This window comes from Gemmiger formicilis (assembly GCF_024462815.1).
Classification (GTDB): domain Bacteria; phylum Bacillota; class Clostridia; order Oscillospirales; family Ruminococcaceae; genus Gemmiger.
In genome coordinates this window covers 411,919-425,688 of the sequence record NZ_JANGCG010000001.1, presented here as the reverse complement: position 1 = coordinate 425,688, position 13,770 = coordinate 411,919, and the positions used below count along the sequence as shown (strand labels likewise).

Annotated in this window: 19 protein-coding genes; all 19 read left to right on the top strand. The window is 55.3% G+C overall.

Annotated elements, in window-relative coordinates; genetic code table 11:
* Positions 1 to 3: 3 nt before the first annotated feature.
* From NE623_RS02130 to NE623_RS14845, 19 genes are read left to right on the top strand one after another with little or no spacing between them, the layout of a single operon-like run.
* Positions 4 to 408, top strand: a complete 405-nt coding sequence (locus NE623_RS02130) for a DUF4054 domain-containing protein (protein WP_256270850.1) — start codon at positions 4 to 6, stop codon at positions 406 to 408.
* Positions 409 to 426: 18 nt separating this feature from the next.
* Complete coding sequence (locus NE623_RS02125; RefSeq protein WP_256270852.1) at positions 427 to 915, top strand: hypothetical protein; 489 nt, start codon at positions 427 to 429, stop codon at positions 913 to 915.
* Positions 915 to 1,262, top strand: a complete 348-nt coding sequence (locus NE623_RS02120; RefSeq protein WP_256270853.1) for a hypothetical protein — start codon at positions 915 to 917, stop codon at positions 1,260 to 1,262. The genes NE623_RS02125 and NE623_RS02120 overlap by 1 nt, the downstream gene beginning before the upstream one ends.
* 3 nt (positions 1,263 to 1,265) lie before the next feature.
* The gene (locus NE623_RS02115) at positions 1,266 to 1,853 is read left to right on the top strand and encodes a phage neck terminator protein (RefSeq protein ID WP_256270854.1); all 588 of its coding nucleotides are present in this window, start codon (positions 1,266 to 1,268) and stop codon (positions 1,851 to 1,853) included.
* 5 nt (positions 1,854 to 1,858) lie between these two features.
* Complete coding sequence (locus NE623_RS02110) at positions 1,859 to 2,926, top strand: DUF3383 family protein (protein WP_256270855.1); 1,068 nt, start codon at positions 1,859 to 1,861, stop codon at positions 2,924 to 2,926.
* 14 nt (positions 2,927 to 2,940) lie between these two features.
* A complete protein-coding gene (locus tag NE623_RS02105) occupies positions 2,941 to 3,366 on the top strand; it encodes a phage protein (RefSeq protein ID WP_256270856.1) in 426 nt (141 codons plus the stop codon).
* 12 nt (positions 3,367 to 3,378) lie between these two features.
* Entirely contained in the window at positions 3,379 to 3,945 is a 567-nt protein-coding gene (locus NE623_RS02100; protein ID WP_256270857.1) for a phage tail assembly chaperone, read from the top strand.
* Positions 3,946 to 3,953: 8 nt separating this feature from the next.
* Positions 3,954 to 4,100, top strand: coding sequence for a hypothetical protein (locus tag NE623_RS02095; RefSeq protein ID WP_256270858.1), 147 nt, complete (start codon positions 3,954 to 3,956; stop codon positions 4,098 to 4,100).
* Positions 4,101 to 4,107: 7 nt separating this feature from the next.
* The gene (locus NE623_RS02090; RefSeq protein WP_256270859.1) at positions 4,108 to 6,153 is read left to right on the top strand and encodes a tape measure protein; all 2,046 of its coding nucleotides are present in this window, start codon (positions 4,108 to 4,110) and stop codon (positions 6,151 to 6,153) included.
* Positions 6,154 to 6,159: 6 nt separating this feature from the next.
* The gene (locus NE623_RS02085; protein WP_256270860.1) at positions 6,160 to 6,753 is read left to right on the top strand and encodes a phage baseplate protein; all 594 of its coding nucleotides are present in this window, start codon (positions 6,160 to 6,162) and stop codon (positions 6,751 to 6,753) included.
* Positions 6,754 to 6,763: 10 nt separating this feature from the next.
* The gene (locus NE623_RS02080) at positions 6,764 to 7,090 is read left to right on the top strand and encodes a phage baseplate plug family protein (protein WP_256270861.1); all 327 of its coding nucleotides are present in this window, start codon (positions 6,764 to 6,766) and stop codon (positions 7,088 to 7,090) included.
* Positions 7,087 to 7,974, top strand: a complete 888-nt coding sequence (locus NE623_RS02075; protein ID WP_256270862.1) for a hypothetical protein — start codon at positions 7,087 to 7,089, stop codon at positions 7,972 to 7,974. The genes NE623_RS02080 and NE623_RS02075 overlap by 4 nt, the downstream gene beginning before the upstream one ends.
* Positions 7,974 to 8,930, top strand: coding sequence for a Gp138 family membrane-puncturing spike protein (locus NE623_RS02070; protein ID WP_256270863.1), 957 nt, complete (start codon positions 7,974 to 7,976; stop codon positions 8,928 to 8,930). Before NE623_RS02075 ends, NE623_RS02070 begins: the two co-directional genes overlap by 1 nt.
* A 4-nt stretch (positions 8,931 to 8,934) precedes the next feature.
* Positions 8,935 to 9,288 (top strand): hypothetical protein, encoded by a 354-nt coding sequence (locus tag NE623_RS02065; protein ID WP_256270864.1) that lies wholly within the window; start codon positions 8,935 to 8,937, stop codon positions 9,286 to 9,288.
* Positions 9,285 to 10,811, top strand: coding sequence for a hypothetical protein (locus NE623_RS02060; protein WP_256270865.1), 1,527 nt, complete (start codon positions 9,285 to 9,287; stop codon positions 10,809 to 10,811). Before NE623_RS02065 ends, NE623_RS02060 begins: the two co-directional genes overlap by 4 nt.
* Positions 10,804 to 11,055, top strand: coding sequence for a hypothetical protein (locus tag NE623_RS02055; RefSeq protein ID WP_256270866.1), 252 nt, complete (start codon positions 10,804 to 10,806; stop codon positions 11,053 to 11,055). Before NE623_RS02060 ends, NE623_RS02055 begins: the two co-directional genes overlap by 8 nt.
* Positions 11,045 to 11,620, top strand: a complete 576-nt coding sequence (locus NE623_RS02050; protein WP_256270867.1) for a DUF2612 domain-containing protein — start codon at positions 11,045 to 11,047, stop codon at positions 11,618 to 11,620. The genes NE623_RS02055 and NE623_RS02050 overlap by 11 nt, the downstream gene beginning before the upstream one ends.
* 14 nt (positions 11,621 to 11,634) lie before the next feature.
* Positions 11,635 to 12,786, top strand: coding sequence for a hypothetical protein (locus NE623_RS02045; protein WP_256270868.1), 1,152 nt, complete (start codon positions 11,635 to 11,637; stop codon positions 12,784 to 12,786).
* Between the two features lie 4 nt (positions 12,787 to 12,790).
* The gene (locus tag NE623_RS14845; RefSeq protein ID WP_370866662.1) at positions 12,791 to 13,762 is read left to right on the top strand and encodes a hypothetical protein; all 972 of its coding nucleotides are present in this window, start codon (positions 12,791 to 12,793) and stop codon (positions 13,760 to 13,762) included.
* Positions 13,763 to 13,770 lie beyond the last annotated feature (8 nt).

Here is a 13,770-nt window from a genome sequence, read left to right as displayed (position 1 = left end):
ACGATGACAGAGGCACAGCAAGCCGAGATTTTGGAAACCATACGTCTGATTGCCCCGGAGTTCTCCGAGGACGAGAAATGCACCGATGAATTCGTCGGGAAGTTTATCAAGCTGTCTGCGCCCCTTGTGAGCGCCGAGCGGTTCGGTGAGTATTACATCCAAGCGATGGCGTACCTCACGGCCCATAGAATGAAGATGGCAGGGTATGGCGATACAAGCCTTGGTTCTCTTGCGCAGACCGGCCGACTTGCCAGCGTGACAGAGGGCGGCGAGAGTATTTCGTTCGGCTCTACCACAGCATCCTCCGGCGGGGCGAACACTGATGCAGAGTATTTGCTTACCTCTTATGGCGCTCAGTTTTTGGCTCTCAGAAACCTTGCTATCACGCCGATTATGATTCGGCACTGATGAAAGGAAAGGCGACCAATGGCAAACAACATCACAGTTGGGGTAAACCTCACGCCCGAAGCGCGAGCGTATTTTGCCCAGTTGCAGGAGTTGGCAGATAAAAAAGTCTGCGTCGGATTCCAAGTAGGCAAAGATGATTATGAGGATGGAACACCGCTTGTGGAAGTCGCTTTTTGTAACGAGTTCGGTACGCTGAATGAGGACGGTTCGGTTCATTCGCCGAGCCGTCCTTTTATGCGGCAATCCGTAGAGAACCATGTGGACGAGATAACGCAAGCCTGTGGTGCTGCGGCAAAAGCTGTCGGCTCCGGGCAAATGAGCGCCCAACAGGCGTTGTCCTCGATAGGCGATATGCTGGTAGGCGTAACGCAGAATGAGATCCGCGACGGTGAGTTTGAGCCGAACGCACCGTCCACCATCCGCAAGAAAGGCTCGTCAAAGCCGCTGATTGACAGCAGCCATATGCGCCAGTCGGTTCATTTCTTCATCAAGGAGGCTGACGAATAGTGGATATTTTCAAGAGAAAATATAAGCTGCGGCGGTACGCCAAGCAGGAGTTTGTTGGCGGGTACGCCAAGAGCAGCTACACAGAATCGGAAATCAAGCTGGATGTCCAGCCGGCCGGTGATGACGTGGAAGTTACGGCGGAGGGCCGCCGCGCTTACAAAAAGCTGACGGTCTACTGCGATTCGGAACTTCGCGTTGACGACCAGCAGAAAGGCACAAAGGCTGATTTGATTCTCGTGGATGGCGTGTGGTACACCTGCACGTCCTGCCAAAAGTGGAGAAACACGATTCTTGCGCACTGGCAAGCCGGCTTCTCCGCCGTTCCTGAGACAGAAATGCAGAGGTAAACATTGAATACACTTGAAGCGCAAAAGGCCGTCATAGAGCTTCTCTCGCTGGTGTACAGCAAGGCAGCCGTGGTCGTTGGCGGGCAGAACGCACCGATGCCGAGTGTTCCGTATGTCGTTGTTTCGTTTGGGGCTACGACAAAGGCCCCGGGCCAGTCTGCGTTCCTCAACGTCGTGGACGGCAAAGAGGTTCACACGTTCCTTATGCAGTTTACTTGCACGGTAGAATTGGTGACCCTCGGCACACCGCAGGGGGACGGAATGCAGCCGCTCAACACAGCGGTGGCAGACCTCATGCAGCTTGGCTTGTTCCTCAACAGCGAGTATGCAGGGGATTTCATGTACGACAACGACATCGACGTTTCCACGAGCGGAGATTGTCTGCCTATCGTAAATCTGCGGAATGGCGTGTCTGTTCCGTTCCGCGCCCAGCAGATGCTCACAGTCAGCTTTTACCAGACCTTGGAAGATATGGCCTTGATACGCAGCCCCGGCGCTCCGTACACGCAGACGGATAGCGGCGCTGATGCGGGCCTTGCACAAGAAGAAGCCGGGTATTTTACCGGTGCAAAAATCGAATATAAGGAGTGAGAGTTTTGAATTCTTTGAATGTTGAAAACATCGTCGATGTTCAGATCAGCGTCTCCAAGACCGTCGCGTCTGCAACGCGGTTTGGCCATATGCTGATTATCTGCCCCGCACCGAAAACTCCCGGCAGCGCCAGTACGCCCCCGGTCGGTGCATATTCCGCCATGACCGCACTGGAAGAACTGGAAACGGCGGGCTTTACCGATGCTGACCCCGTGTACGGCGCGATGCAGATGGTGCTGAAAGCAAACAAGCTGCCGGACATCGTCTACGTCGCCGTCCAGCAGAACACCAGTTCCGGCGTGGAGAAAATCTCTGAAACGCTCCAGCGCGCGTTGGATTACACCAACGACTTTTGGGGCATCTGCCCGGTGGGCATTTCCAACTCCGATTTGCAGGCGCTCTCGGAAGCCAACGAAGCCGTTACCCTTGGCACGATGCTGTTTGTCGGCACTACGGCCATTGGCGACAAGGTGATTTCCGGCGACCCCGAGCGCACCCGCGTGTTCCATCAGACGCAGGATACCGACTACGCCAACGTGGGCGAAGCCGCCGCCGTCCTCGCGCTGGACCCCGGTTCTGCCACGTTCATGTATCAGAACATCCCTGGGCTGGCGAGTCAGTCTCTTACCCAGAGCGAGATTGTGGCTATGGACAAAATCAACACCGCCTGCTATGTGAATCTGTACGGCAACAACGTCACCTACGGCGGCAAGACGTGCAGCGGCGAGTGGGCCGATGTGGTGCTGTTCAAGGATTGGCTCGTTGACCGTATCCAGCGCAAGGTCGCGGAACTGTTCATCAAGATGGACAAGGTGCCGTTCACCGACACCGGCATTTCGATGATTCAGTCCTGCATGATTTCTGCGCTGGAGGAGGGCCGCTCCGCTGGCGGCATTGCCGATGACGAGGTGCAGGGTGATGTGACTATCCCGGGCTATACCACCGCCGTGCCGCGCGGTTCTTCGCTGGAAGAAGCGAAGCGTCACCAGCGCGTGTTGGAGAACTGCACCTTTGAGGCTCGTTTGGCTGGCGCTATCCACAATGTCGCGGTACGCGGCACGCTGGCTTCGTAAAGGAGATGTGAGCAATGAATAAGACGAAAGTTAAAACCTATGCGTCCGACCGCGTGAAGTGCATCCTCGACAACAGTCACGTCGCCAGCGGCCTGACGAAAGATTCGTTCATCAAGATTACCCCGTCGGGCGGCGGCACATCCTACACCTCTGGCGCTTACGGCGAGGTCGTCCGCAGTATGGACCCCAGCCGCATGTACGAAGTCGAGGTTGTGACCGACTACGGCAGCCCCACGGACGAGTGGCTGATGAACCGCTACAAGCGTGACCGCGACACCTACGACGGGATGTTCGACATGATGATTCGTGACCTCGGCAGTAACCCGCTGTTCAAGGGGCAGGGATGCAGCATTGCCAACATCCCCGAGAACGGGTACAGCAGCACCGCCGCCACGCACACTTGGAAAATCCTTGTTGCCTACGGCGACTACGACACCTAATAGGAGGGCGTTATGCAGCTTAAAAAGCAGTTTCGCCCGGTGCCGTATGAGGTGGCGGGCATCCAGTACCAGATTCATCCGTTCGCGGCTATGGACTCCGTGGCCGTCTGCGGTACGTTGATGGTGCTTTTAGTGCCGGTCTTGCAGTTGTTCGTTCCGGCGATGCAGCAGTACATCGACTCCGTAAAGGGCAAGGACGACGAGGACATCAACTTTGAAAAGGCCGTTGGCAATATCTCTATCGACAACCTCGCCCATGCCATCAACGGCCTGTCGGGCGAAAACCTGCAAAAGCTGTTCACGGATCTGCTGCTGGCCTATGGCAACATCACGTTCGTGGACGATGACGAGGTAGACCGCGAGAAGCGCTACAAGGTGCTGAACCTTGATTACTTCAACGAGATTTTCTGCCAAGACCTCGGGAGCGCCGTGCGCCTCAGCGTCAAGGTGCTGACGGTGAACTTCGGAAATTTTTTCGATGGTCTCGGCATCCCATTTGGCTCTCTCATGGATGCCGTCAAGGAGAAGCATTCGCAGAGTACGGAGAGTTTGACGCAGCCGCTTTCGGCAGCGATTTAGAACTGAAAATGTACGCGCTGATTTCAGCGGGCAAGGCCACGATGTATGAGTTGAAAAACTGCTACACCTTGGATGAAGCACTGAAGCTGTACGCGCTGTACGACATGGCACAGGACATCGAATATCAGCGCAGCAAGCGTCAAGAGGGGGAGTGAGTAGCAAGTGGCAGCGAGCACAATGGTTCTGTCTGACCTCGTCAACGTCGTTCGCTTTATGATTGACAAGGCGAGCCAGGCCGCGACCGATTCGGAAGTCAAGAAAATGCAGGAAACTGCGGAAAAGGGCAGCGAACACAAGATTCACCCGCACCTCGACGAGAAATCGTCCAACGAAGCGCTGAGTGAGTTGGGCAAGCTGAAATCACAGGCTACAAAGCTGCTCTCTTTTATCGGCATCACGGTCAGCTTGACGAAGATGAACCAAATCGTCGAGTCGTTCAGCGAGGTCAACGACAAAATCAAGTATGCGTCGGACGGCCTTGAAGACCAACAGGCGATACAGGACAAGATTTTGCAGTCGGCCAATGAGTGCCGCACCAGCTACGAGGAGTTCGGCACCTATGTTGCGGATCTCTCGTCGCAGAGCAAAGATTTGTTCCCAATCGACGATGCGCGGGAATTTGCAAAGCTGCTCTCGCAGAACGAAACCGTCGCAGGCAAGGCAAGCAATTTGAGCAACGTGCAGACGATGCTCAAAAGCGTGTTCTCCACGGGCAAGGTTTCCAGCACTGTGTTTGCGCAGCTGAAAAAGACGGCCCCGGAAGTCGTAGACGTTCTCTCCGAGGGACTGGGCAAAACCGAAAAGCAGCTGGAATCTATGGCTGCTGGCGGCACGCTCACGGCTAAGAGCGTGAAAGAAGCCTACACGAAAGCGGCAGACTCCATCAGCAAAAAGTACGAGGATACCGCAGCGAGCGTGAGCGACGCGCTGACGATTATCAGCAACCGATTCGGTAAGAAAATTACCGATATGAACGAGAAGTTCAAAATCACAGAAACCGTGGCTAAGGTCATGCTAAAGGGCTTCGGTGCCGTGGAAAAGGTGCTTGGCCTTATCGAATCCGGCCTTGACAAAATCTCGAGTGCCGTAGGTGGCACAGAGAATATGTTGAAGCTGCTGGCGTTGGCCGTCGCGGCCATTTTCACAGCATGGAAAGGGCCTACGATTATCAGCGGCATAAAGAAGATTCTTTCGCTCCTAAACCCGGCTGGCGCAAAAATCGCGCTTATAGCGGGGGCAATCCTCGCGGTGTTCCTGCTGGTCGAGGACTTCGTTTCGTTCTTGCAGGGTAAGGACTCCGTCTTCGCGGATCTGCTTGAGGGCGCCGGCATAGATGCCGACGAAGCCCGAGAAAAAATCTTGGGCTTTTTCAGCGACTTGAAGCAGAAAGCGCAGGATGTCCTAAAAGCCGTAGGCCAATGGTGGGAAGAGAATAAGAGCAAAGTGCAGGCGGTGCTCCAAACGATTTGGAGCGTCGTGCAGCAGGTGTTCAACTTCATCTACCAGCTGGTCGGCAAAGTCGTCGGCAAGTGCAAGGCGTGGTGGTCTGAATACGGAGACTCCGTAGTTGCCGTTGCGATGTGGATTTGGCAGCGGATACAAGCTGCCTTTGAGGGCATCTCGCAGTTCGTGGCCCTTATCATAGCGGGCATGAAGCTGTTTTGGTCGGAATACGGCGATTCCATCGTCGATGCGATTAGTGCGGCCGTAGACCTCGTGATGACTATTTTCGGCGGCCTGTTCGAGTTCATCTCAAAAATCATCAACGGCGATACAGCCGGGGCTTTTGAGTCGCTGAAAGAGACCGTAGACAAGGTCGTGCAGGACATCAACCGCATTTTCCAAGATGCGTTCGGCATCGACATTCTCGGTGCGATTTCGGATTTTGTGGATTCCGCAAAGGGCGTTCTCGGAGATTTGTTCGGCTGGATTACCCAAAACTTCCCGTCGCTGAGCGGTTTGGTAGATGGCGTGTCCAGCTTCTTCGGTGTTGAGCCTACGACGAAAACGAAAACGGCCACGCTCGGGAACACGGTTTCTGCGGGCAAGACCACGAACACGAACAACAATTCGGTGGAGCAGCACGTTCAAAATACGTTCTACTGCACCGACAAGGATATGGCCACTAAGGCCGGGGGAGCAATCAAGACCAGCAGCAAGAACGCTGCGGACGAGCTTGCGAACCAGATGGCCCACACGGGGAGGTGATGTCGCATGGGAGTGAGGGCTTCGTCACCCGCCAGCCTTGGCGGTATAGAGTTTGACTCCGTAAAAACCAAGGATGAACAGCTTAGTGCAGAGGTGCCGGAGTACGCCACGGAAAGCGGCTACACGACAAGCGACGACATCATCGTAAAAGCAACTACGCTGACCGTGACGGCGACCATTGCCAACCGCCCTGTGACGTGGTACGGCCGCCACGGTTCATCCGCAAACCGGGTAGCAGAAGTCACGCGCCAGCTTCGCAAGCTGTTTGTCAGCAGGAAGCTGGTGACCTACATTGCGAACGGCGACACATGGGAGAATATGGCCCTGTCGGGTCTGAAAATCCCGGATGATGCCGAGAGCGGCGATTCTGTGACCGTTGAATTTTCGCTTACCCAAGTAACCGTGACGGAGAAGAAAACGGCCCTTGTGGTCGTATCTTTCCCACGCGGCGGCACCACGAAAACCAACGCGGGCAGCGTATCCACCAAAAAGACCACGAGCAAGACCGCAAGTTCTAAGTCCAGCTCGTCGAGCAGCAGTAGCAGCAAGGGCAGTTCGATAGCCAAGGGAATGCTCAACAGGGTTTCTAAGTTGTTCTAAGGGGGCAGACATGGATTATTACAAAATCATCCTGCCAACCGGGCAGAACGACTACCTTTGCCGCACAATGCTCGACGGTGAGTTGTGTGTGCTGCACCTCTCATACAACAGCACAGGTGACTTTTGGACGATAGGCTTCTGTAACGACGAGGGAGAGCCTATCGTGGACGGTATACGCCTAGTGCCTAACTTTCCATTGAACGTGTGGTACACGTCGTACAGCGTGCCGCAGGGGGCGCTCGTGGTGCTCTCAACGGAGGCCAGAATCACGCGGTATTCTTTCGATGACGGGAGCGCTTCGCTGTGCTATATCCCGACAGGGGAGTTGCTGGAATGAAAAATTTCAAGAGAGCGTACAGGCTCATAGCCGGAACGACCGGCACGATGGGATTTGAAATCGGCGCGCCGGATGTCGTGACGGGAAGATCGCTTCGCATCAACTTCGAGGTGGAGCGCGGTGACAGCGAATCGAACAACACGGCCACCATAAAAATCTACAACCTGTCGCCGCAGTCGCTTGCGGTGCTGGAGCAAATCAACTGCGTCGTGGATTTGCAAGCTGGGTACGACGGCGATATGGCTACTATCATACAGGGAACGGTCAGTCATATTGATTCCGCGCACGAGGGCGCTGATACATGTACGGAAATCAGCATCGTTGACGGCCTTGTGGCGACACGAGATACCAACGTCAGCGTTTCGTACCGTGGCAGTGTGAACGGCAAGAAGATTCTTACCGATGCCGCCGCCAGTATGGGATGTGCGATTCTGTTCAGCCCGAGTTGTACGTTTCCGTCGTTCAAGAATTTCAGCTTCGTGGGAAGCGCGACAACGCTGTTCCATCAGGTGTGTGGCGCAAGCAACACGAACTTTTCCATTCAAAACGGGGTCGTGCAGGTCTGCGCGGCCAATGAGGCCATTACGGCTATGGCCTATGTCCTCAGCGCCGAGACGGGACTTATCGGCTACCCCGAGCGGCTGTATGATAACGCATCCACGTCCAACAGCCAAAATGCCAACACGACGAAAAGAAAAACACAAACCGGGTGGAAGGTCACGTTTTTGATGAACGGCCACATCCAGGCGAACGACTACGTCATGCTTTCGAGTAAGCTGGCGACCGGCGCTTTCCGTGTCTCGAAAATCGACACGAAAGGGGATAGCGAGGGCAGCGGTGAAGATTCTTGGGTGTGCGTCGCTGAATTATTGGAGGTGAAATAATGGCCCAGCGCCTTTTCGACGAGATAAAACGTCTGATAGACGATACTCTGTCCGGGGTACATACGGCTATGCCCGGCACCATCACCTCGGCAAACGGTATGACCGCATCGGTTAAGCCGTCTGTGACCTTTAGGACAGCCGACGGAAAGAGCATGACGTACCCGAGTATTTCGGGCTGCCCCATCGTTTTGCCGATGTCCGCAAATGGCAAGATAGGCGTGGCGTTCCCGGTGTCTGCCGGGGATGCCTGTCTTATTGTCTGCTGCGAAAGCACCCTGTCGCAATGGCAGAGCGGCAATTACACAAGCGGCCTGCGGTTTGGCCTGTCCAATGCAATCTGCGTTCCATGCCTGTTGAAGTCTGCGCCCGCTGCGGTGTCCAAGGCTAAGGCCAAGAACGCGGCAATCCTGTTTTCCGAGGAGAACGAAATCCTCGCAGGAAAGGACGAGATTCACGTCAAATTCAAGGATACGGTCAACGTCAAAATCGACGACGACGGCATCGTTGGAGATGTGAACAAGATTGCCAATGTGTCGGTCAAGGAAGATGAAATTCTCGCAAGTCTGAACGACACCACTAAGGTGTCCATCAAGAAAAACGAGGTCACGGCGGAAGCTGGAGACGAGGACCACAGCGCTGTCATCAAGAACGACGGCGCGACGCTGAAATGCGTGGACGCGCAGGCTACTGTAAGCGAGGATGAAGCGTCCTTGCAGCTGAACGAGGACACAGGCATTAAGATTTCCGAGGGAAACCTGAAAGCAACGGTCGGGGGAAATGCAAAAATCGAACTTACCGAGACATCCGGAGAGGTGTCCGTGGGCGAGAAAAGCATCAAGGTCGGCAGTGGCGCCGCCGGCATCTACTACGACGGCGGCCACTACATCGAAGCCAAGGCCGACGAAACCTACGTCGAGGGTAATTTGCACGTCGGCGGCTCGCTGATTGGAGGGTGACACGATGATAAAGGATCTTGCGCTCGACACCAGCGGCGACCTGTATTTCACCAAGGACGGCGATGTGGTTGTTACCGACAGCCTGCGGCAAGCCATACAAATCAAGCTGCGCTGGTCGCTGGCCGAGTGGAAGTATAACGAGGAGCTCGGTATCCCGTACTTTGAAAAAATACTGGTGAAAAAGCCGAACACGCAGGAAATTGCCAACATCATCCGCTCTGCCCTCATGGAATTTGACGAGGTAAAGAACGTGAAAAGCTGCGTCGTTGAATTTGACGAGGACGAGCGAAAATGCACCTGCCGGTTCACGGTAGAAACCAGTGACGAAATCATCGAAAGTGAGGTGGAGTACACATGAGCGAATACGGCGCGCTGCCCACAGGCTTTAGAAGAAAGCGCCTTGACGAGATTTTCTCCGAACTGTGCGAGTATTTCAAGGGAACTATCGGCGTAGACCCGTCGGAACACCCGCAGTCGTTTTTCGCGGTCATCGTCCAGTCCTTTGCCGATCAGCAGGAACAGTTGTGGGAAGAAGTCGAGAATGTGTACTACCAGCTTTATCCCGGCAGCGCTGACGGGGTAAACTTGGACAATGACATCCAGATTTCGGGATTCATGCGCAAGGCCCGGAAAAGAAGTCGCTATGTCCTCGCCTGCACGGGCGACGACGGCACACTCATTCCATACGGCAGCCTTGTGAAGTCCACGACACAGCCGGAACGCCAGCTGCAAGCGTCTGCCAACCAAGAAATCAGCCGCGAAAACTTTTGGCGCATCAAGGTACGGCCCGTCTTAACCGACGTGTCCAAGGTGACGGAGTACACGATTACCCTGCATCAGAACATTGACAGCGGCTCCGTCGGAACCGTCGTCCAAGCCTACACAAAGACCATCAGCGGGTGCGCTACCTACGCGGCGGCCTATGATGCCATGAAGGCGGCGTTCGTGGAAGCTGGCGAGAAAATCGGCCTTACCATTACCGAGGAAATCACCGATGACATGGATGACACAGGCGCACTCGTAAAGCTGATTGTGGCGACGGGAACCAAAGAGGACGATTCGTTCTATGCGGAACTGACCTCGAACGTGCAGGTGGAACAGGTGACCTCGAACCTGTCGTATGAAACCGTCGAGTACGGCGACATCTCGCTCCCGCTGGGTACGATAACCCAAATCGTCACGGGCGTGAACGGCTTGACCTCGGTAAACAACGCGGTCAAATATTCGCCCGGGCGGCTGGCGGAAAGCGATGCCGAGGTCCGGCTTCGCTATGCACAGAGCGTCGCTATCCGCGGCAGCAACACGATTGATAGAATCTGCGCGTCGCTGCTTGCGGATGTGGACGGCTGTGACTACGCCAGCGGATACGAGAACTACACCGACAAAGAAGATGCAGAGGGCCGCCCGCCGCACAGCATCGAAATCGTCGTTCGCGGCGGTGACGATACGGAAGTTGCCGAAACGATATGGAACGGCAAAGCTCCGGGCATCCGGCCCTATGGCTCACATTATGCCTACATCACCGACTCCGAGGGTGTCCGCCAGTATGTGCAGTTCTCCCGCATCGAGAACTGTGTCCTGCACTTGAAAGTCGTGTTGGAAGTAACCAAGAGCGAGTTGGACAACAACTACTTGGAGAAAATTCAGTCGATTCTCACCACCGCAGAACTCACGGCAGGCAGCAACGTCAAGATGCAGGAAACGCTCATTCCGGCCATCCTCAAAGGTGTGAACGGGATAAACTACATCGACATGACAGGCTACCTCGACGATACCGGCGGCAAAACGGTGGGCGTGTACAAACACGGAACCATTGTTGTCGGTTTGCGCCAGCAGCCGACCATTACCAACGACAGCATCGAGGTGACGGTCAGTGAGTAGGAACATAAGCGAGGATTGGCTCGGCAGTCTGCCGTCACAGTTCAGACCCGAGCGCATTGTCAAGGAAAACTTGAATTTCTATGAAATCGACGACGAGAGCGAACTGTTACAGATGCCCAGTTGCTCCGTTGGTTCGGTTGCCATACTGCGAAGCAACACCCCGAAAATGTGGATGAAATCGACCACAACATGGGTGTTGCAGACGCAGCCCGAAGCCAAGGGGGTGAACGAGGATGGCAGTTGACCTCATTATTGGAACGCCTGTTGACACCATATATAAGACGAACATCCGGCGCTTTATTGAAGCGTTCGGAAAGCAGATGGAGGATCTGCACGCTGCCATTGACAGTCTGTTCATCACGCGGCAGATTGACAACTGCACAGGAAAGCAGCTCGACCAAATCGGAACCATCGTGAATTTGAGCCGCCACGAAGCGGGCATTATGATTTCGGATGTAAAGCTGGCCGAGGATGATGACGTGTACAGGATGCTTTTGAAATATAAGGCCATGCTCAACACGTCGGATTGCTCCGTGGAAGATGTGATTACAGCCTGCAAGCTGGTATTCAATGCGGTTTCCGTGGTTTACTCGGAAATCCCAACGATACCGGCCACTTTTTATGTCACTATAACGGCGAGTTTTTCCGATGCCGTCCTCTCGCTCTTGCAGAGCCACAGCATCGTCATCCGCCCGTCCGGCGTGACGGCGAGAATTTCCTGCTCGGACACGCAGTTCTTCGGCTTTGCCGATTGCGACGATGCCGCGCTGGGATTCGGGATGGGTGAATTTGCCCAATCCATAACGTAAAGGGGGAAAATCAAATGGACGATATTAGCACCAGTACGCTATTTGCGACAAATGGTGCGCTCGCGGAAATCAACCTTGATGAATGGATGGGCGGCTGGGTGTCCATCGTCGGCGGCGTTCATGGGCGGCCTACGGCGCAGCAGTTCAACAAGGTCTGCAATGTGCTTCAGCAAATGATTCTTGCCAACCAGCGTTCCATTCAATCCGCAGACAAAAAGGCCGACGATGCCGTACCCGCGAAGTCCTTCAACAAAGAGACTATCATCTCGAAAATCGCGGATGGAACGCTGATTGAGAAGTTAAACGCCGGGATGCTGGGCGGTCACACGGCAGATTATTTTGCCCCGGCGACTGCGGCGTTCTGCCGCTATACCGACTACCTCAGCGGCAGCACCCACCGGTTTACGGGCAACGGCAACTCTCACGGCTACGTCTACATGGGCGAAAGCTATACCTCCGGGCAAAAAATCACGGTAAACGGCAATGCGTGCAGCGTCTACGCCGGCGGCGACCTCGTGGATGAAATTGCTGGCGGCCACTGGTACGCTTTCACATACGACCAAGAGCGCAGCATGATTGACTTCTTCGGCATGGGTACGCAAAAGTACATGAAGAAAGAGGGCGGCAAGTTCACAGGTGTTGTCTCGTTCGGCTCAAATAACAACTACGTCAACACGGCGGGCGATGTCTACATGAACACGATGACCTGTCGCGGGAACATCACGGGCAACAAGACGTACCACCCGATTTATAACGACTACGCCGAGTTTTTCCCGCGCGGCGAGAGTACGGAACCCGGAGATATTATCGCTCTGGATGAACGGTCTGACCGGGAACAGTACGTCAAGGCCACATACGGCGGCCACGTTGTAGGTGTTCATTCTGACGAGTTCGGCCAGCTTATCGGCGGCGATGCCCCGCCTGACGGCTTCGACTACTTCGAGTGGAACATCGGGCGCTTTATCCCCGTCGGCCTTATTGGCCGATGCCGCGTAAAGGTCATTGGCCGGGTGCGTAAGGGCGACTACATCGTGCCGAGTGAGAAATACCCCGGTGTCGGCGTTGCCGTCTCCAACCCGGCACAGGCGGCGTTCGCAGTGGGTTTTGCTGTGGAAAATTCGGACGAAAACGGGATCCGCCGCGTCCGAGTAAGGCTGGGGAGGTGATGGCATGGCATATACGCCAAAGGACAACTACGATGGTGTGTCGTTCGTCACAGCCGAGGACTTCAACGGCCTGAAAGAACTGTTGAACAACGAATGCAACCGCCGCCGCGGTGTCGGCTCTGTGCAAAGCTATGCAGGGAGCGCCTACCAGTTTTCGACAAAGCCTGCGCCCGGCGGCTACATCCTCGCAGAACACGGCCAAAAACTCGCAGACCCGCTCCGCGCCATCAACCCGGCAGGAATCGACAAGGTGGAGTCGGGCAGTTATATCCGCATGGATGCAATGGCAAAGCGCATTGCAGAACTAGGAAAAAAGGACGCTGTGTCAATGACGGACACGGGCTGCGCGGCGTCCTGCACAGGACTTTGCGCCAGCGGGTGCTATACCACCTGTAACGGCTGCACGGGGTCTTGCGTAGGGTCTTGCTCGGGGTCGTGTACAGGCTCTTGCACTGGCTCGTGCGAAACGACGTGTAGCGGTAGCTGCAAGGGCTCTTGTCAGGGCTGCACGGGAACGTGTACAGGCACTTGCCAAGGCAGCTGCACGGGGTCATGCACTGGTAGCTGTCAATCCACCTGCCAAGGATGTACAGGTACTTGTACCGGCACTTGCTCGGGGTCGTGCAAGACTACCTGCCAGGGCTGTACGGGAACATGCACAGGAACGTGCCAAGGGACTTGCACAGGAACGTGTCAGGGCTGTACCGGCTCTTGCACTGGCGGCTGTCAAGGAACATGCACAGGAACGTGCTCGGGCTGCTCGTCCTGTACTGGCGGTTGCAGTAATTGCAGCGGCACATGTTCGGGAAGCTGCTCCGGCTGCACAGGAACCTGCCACGGTGGCTGTCAAGGATGTGGGGGAGACTGCAAGGGCTGCTCGGGATGCGGAAATTCCTGCTCTACTGGCTGCGGCTCTGCGTGTGAACTGGTAAATTGCAGCGCTACTTGTACAGGACCGGGCTCTATATGGGCGTAATGGGAGGC

What these genes read in the sequence shown, in the direction of transcription:
- NE623_RS02130 (WP_256270850.1), top strand. Translation starts at nt 4, where the DNA reads ATGACAGAGGCACAGCAAGCCGAGATTTTGGAAACCATACGTCTGATT.
- NE623_RS02125 (WP_256270852.1), top strand. Translation starts at nt 427, where the DNA reads ATGGCAAACAACATCACAGTTGGGGTAAACCTCACGCCCGAAGCGCGA.
- NE623_RS02105 (WP_256270856.1), top strand. Translation starts at nt 2,941, where the DNA reads ATGAATAAGACGAAAGTTAAAACCTATGCGTCCGACCGCGTGAAGTGC.
- NE623_RS02100 (WP_256270857.1), top strand. Translation starts at nt 3,379, where the DNA reads ATGCAGCTTAAAAAGCAGTTTCGCCCGGTGCCGTATGAGGTGGCGGGC.
- NE623_RS02095 (WP_256270858.1), top strand. Translation starts at nt 3,954, where the DNA reads ATGTACGCGCTGATTTCAGCGGGCAAGGCCACGATGTATGAGTTGAAA.
- NE623_RS02085 (WP_256270860.1), top strand. Translation starts at nt 6,160, where the DNA reads ATGGGAGTGAGGGCTTCGTCACCCGCCAGCCTTGGCGGTATAGAGTTT.
- NE623_RS02080 (WP_256270861.1), top strand. Translation starts at nt 6,764, where the DNA reads ATGGATTATTACAAAATCATCCTGCCAACCGGGCAGAACGACTACCTT.
- NE623_RS02075 (WP_256270862.1), top strand. Translation starts at nt 7,087, where the DNA reads ATGAAAAATTTCAAGAGAGCGTACAGGCTCATAGCCGGAACGACCGGC.
- NE623_RS02070 (WP_256270863.1), top strand. Translation starts at nt 7,974, where the DNA reads ATGGCCCAGCGCCTTTTCGACGAGATAAAACGTCTGATAGACGATACT.
- NE623_RS02065 (WP_256270864.1), top strand. Translation starts at nt 8,935, where the DNA reads ATGATAAAGGATCTTGCGCTCGACACCAGCGGCGACCTGTATTTCACC.
- NE623_RS02060 (WP_256270865.1), top strand. Translation starts at nt 9,285, where the DNA reads ATGAGCGAATACGGCGCGCTGCCCACAGGCTTTAGAAGAAAGCGCCTT.
- NE623_RS02050 (WP_256270867.1), top strand. Translation starts at nt 11,045, where the DNA reads ATGGCAGTTGACCTCATTATTGGAACGCCTGTTGACACCATATATAAG.
- NE623_RS02045 (WP_256270868.1), top strand. Translation starts at nt 11,635, where the DNA reads ATGGACGATATTAGCACCAGTACGCTATTTGCGACAAATGGTGCGCTC.
- NE623_RS14845 (WP_370866662.1), top strand. Translation starts at nt 12,791, where the DNA reads ATGGCATATACGCCAAAGGACAACTACGATGGTGTGTCGTTCGTCACA.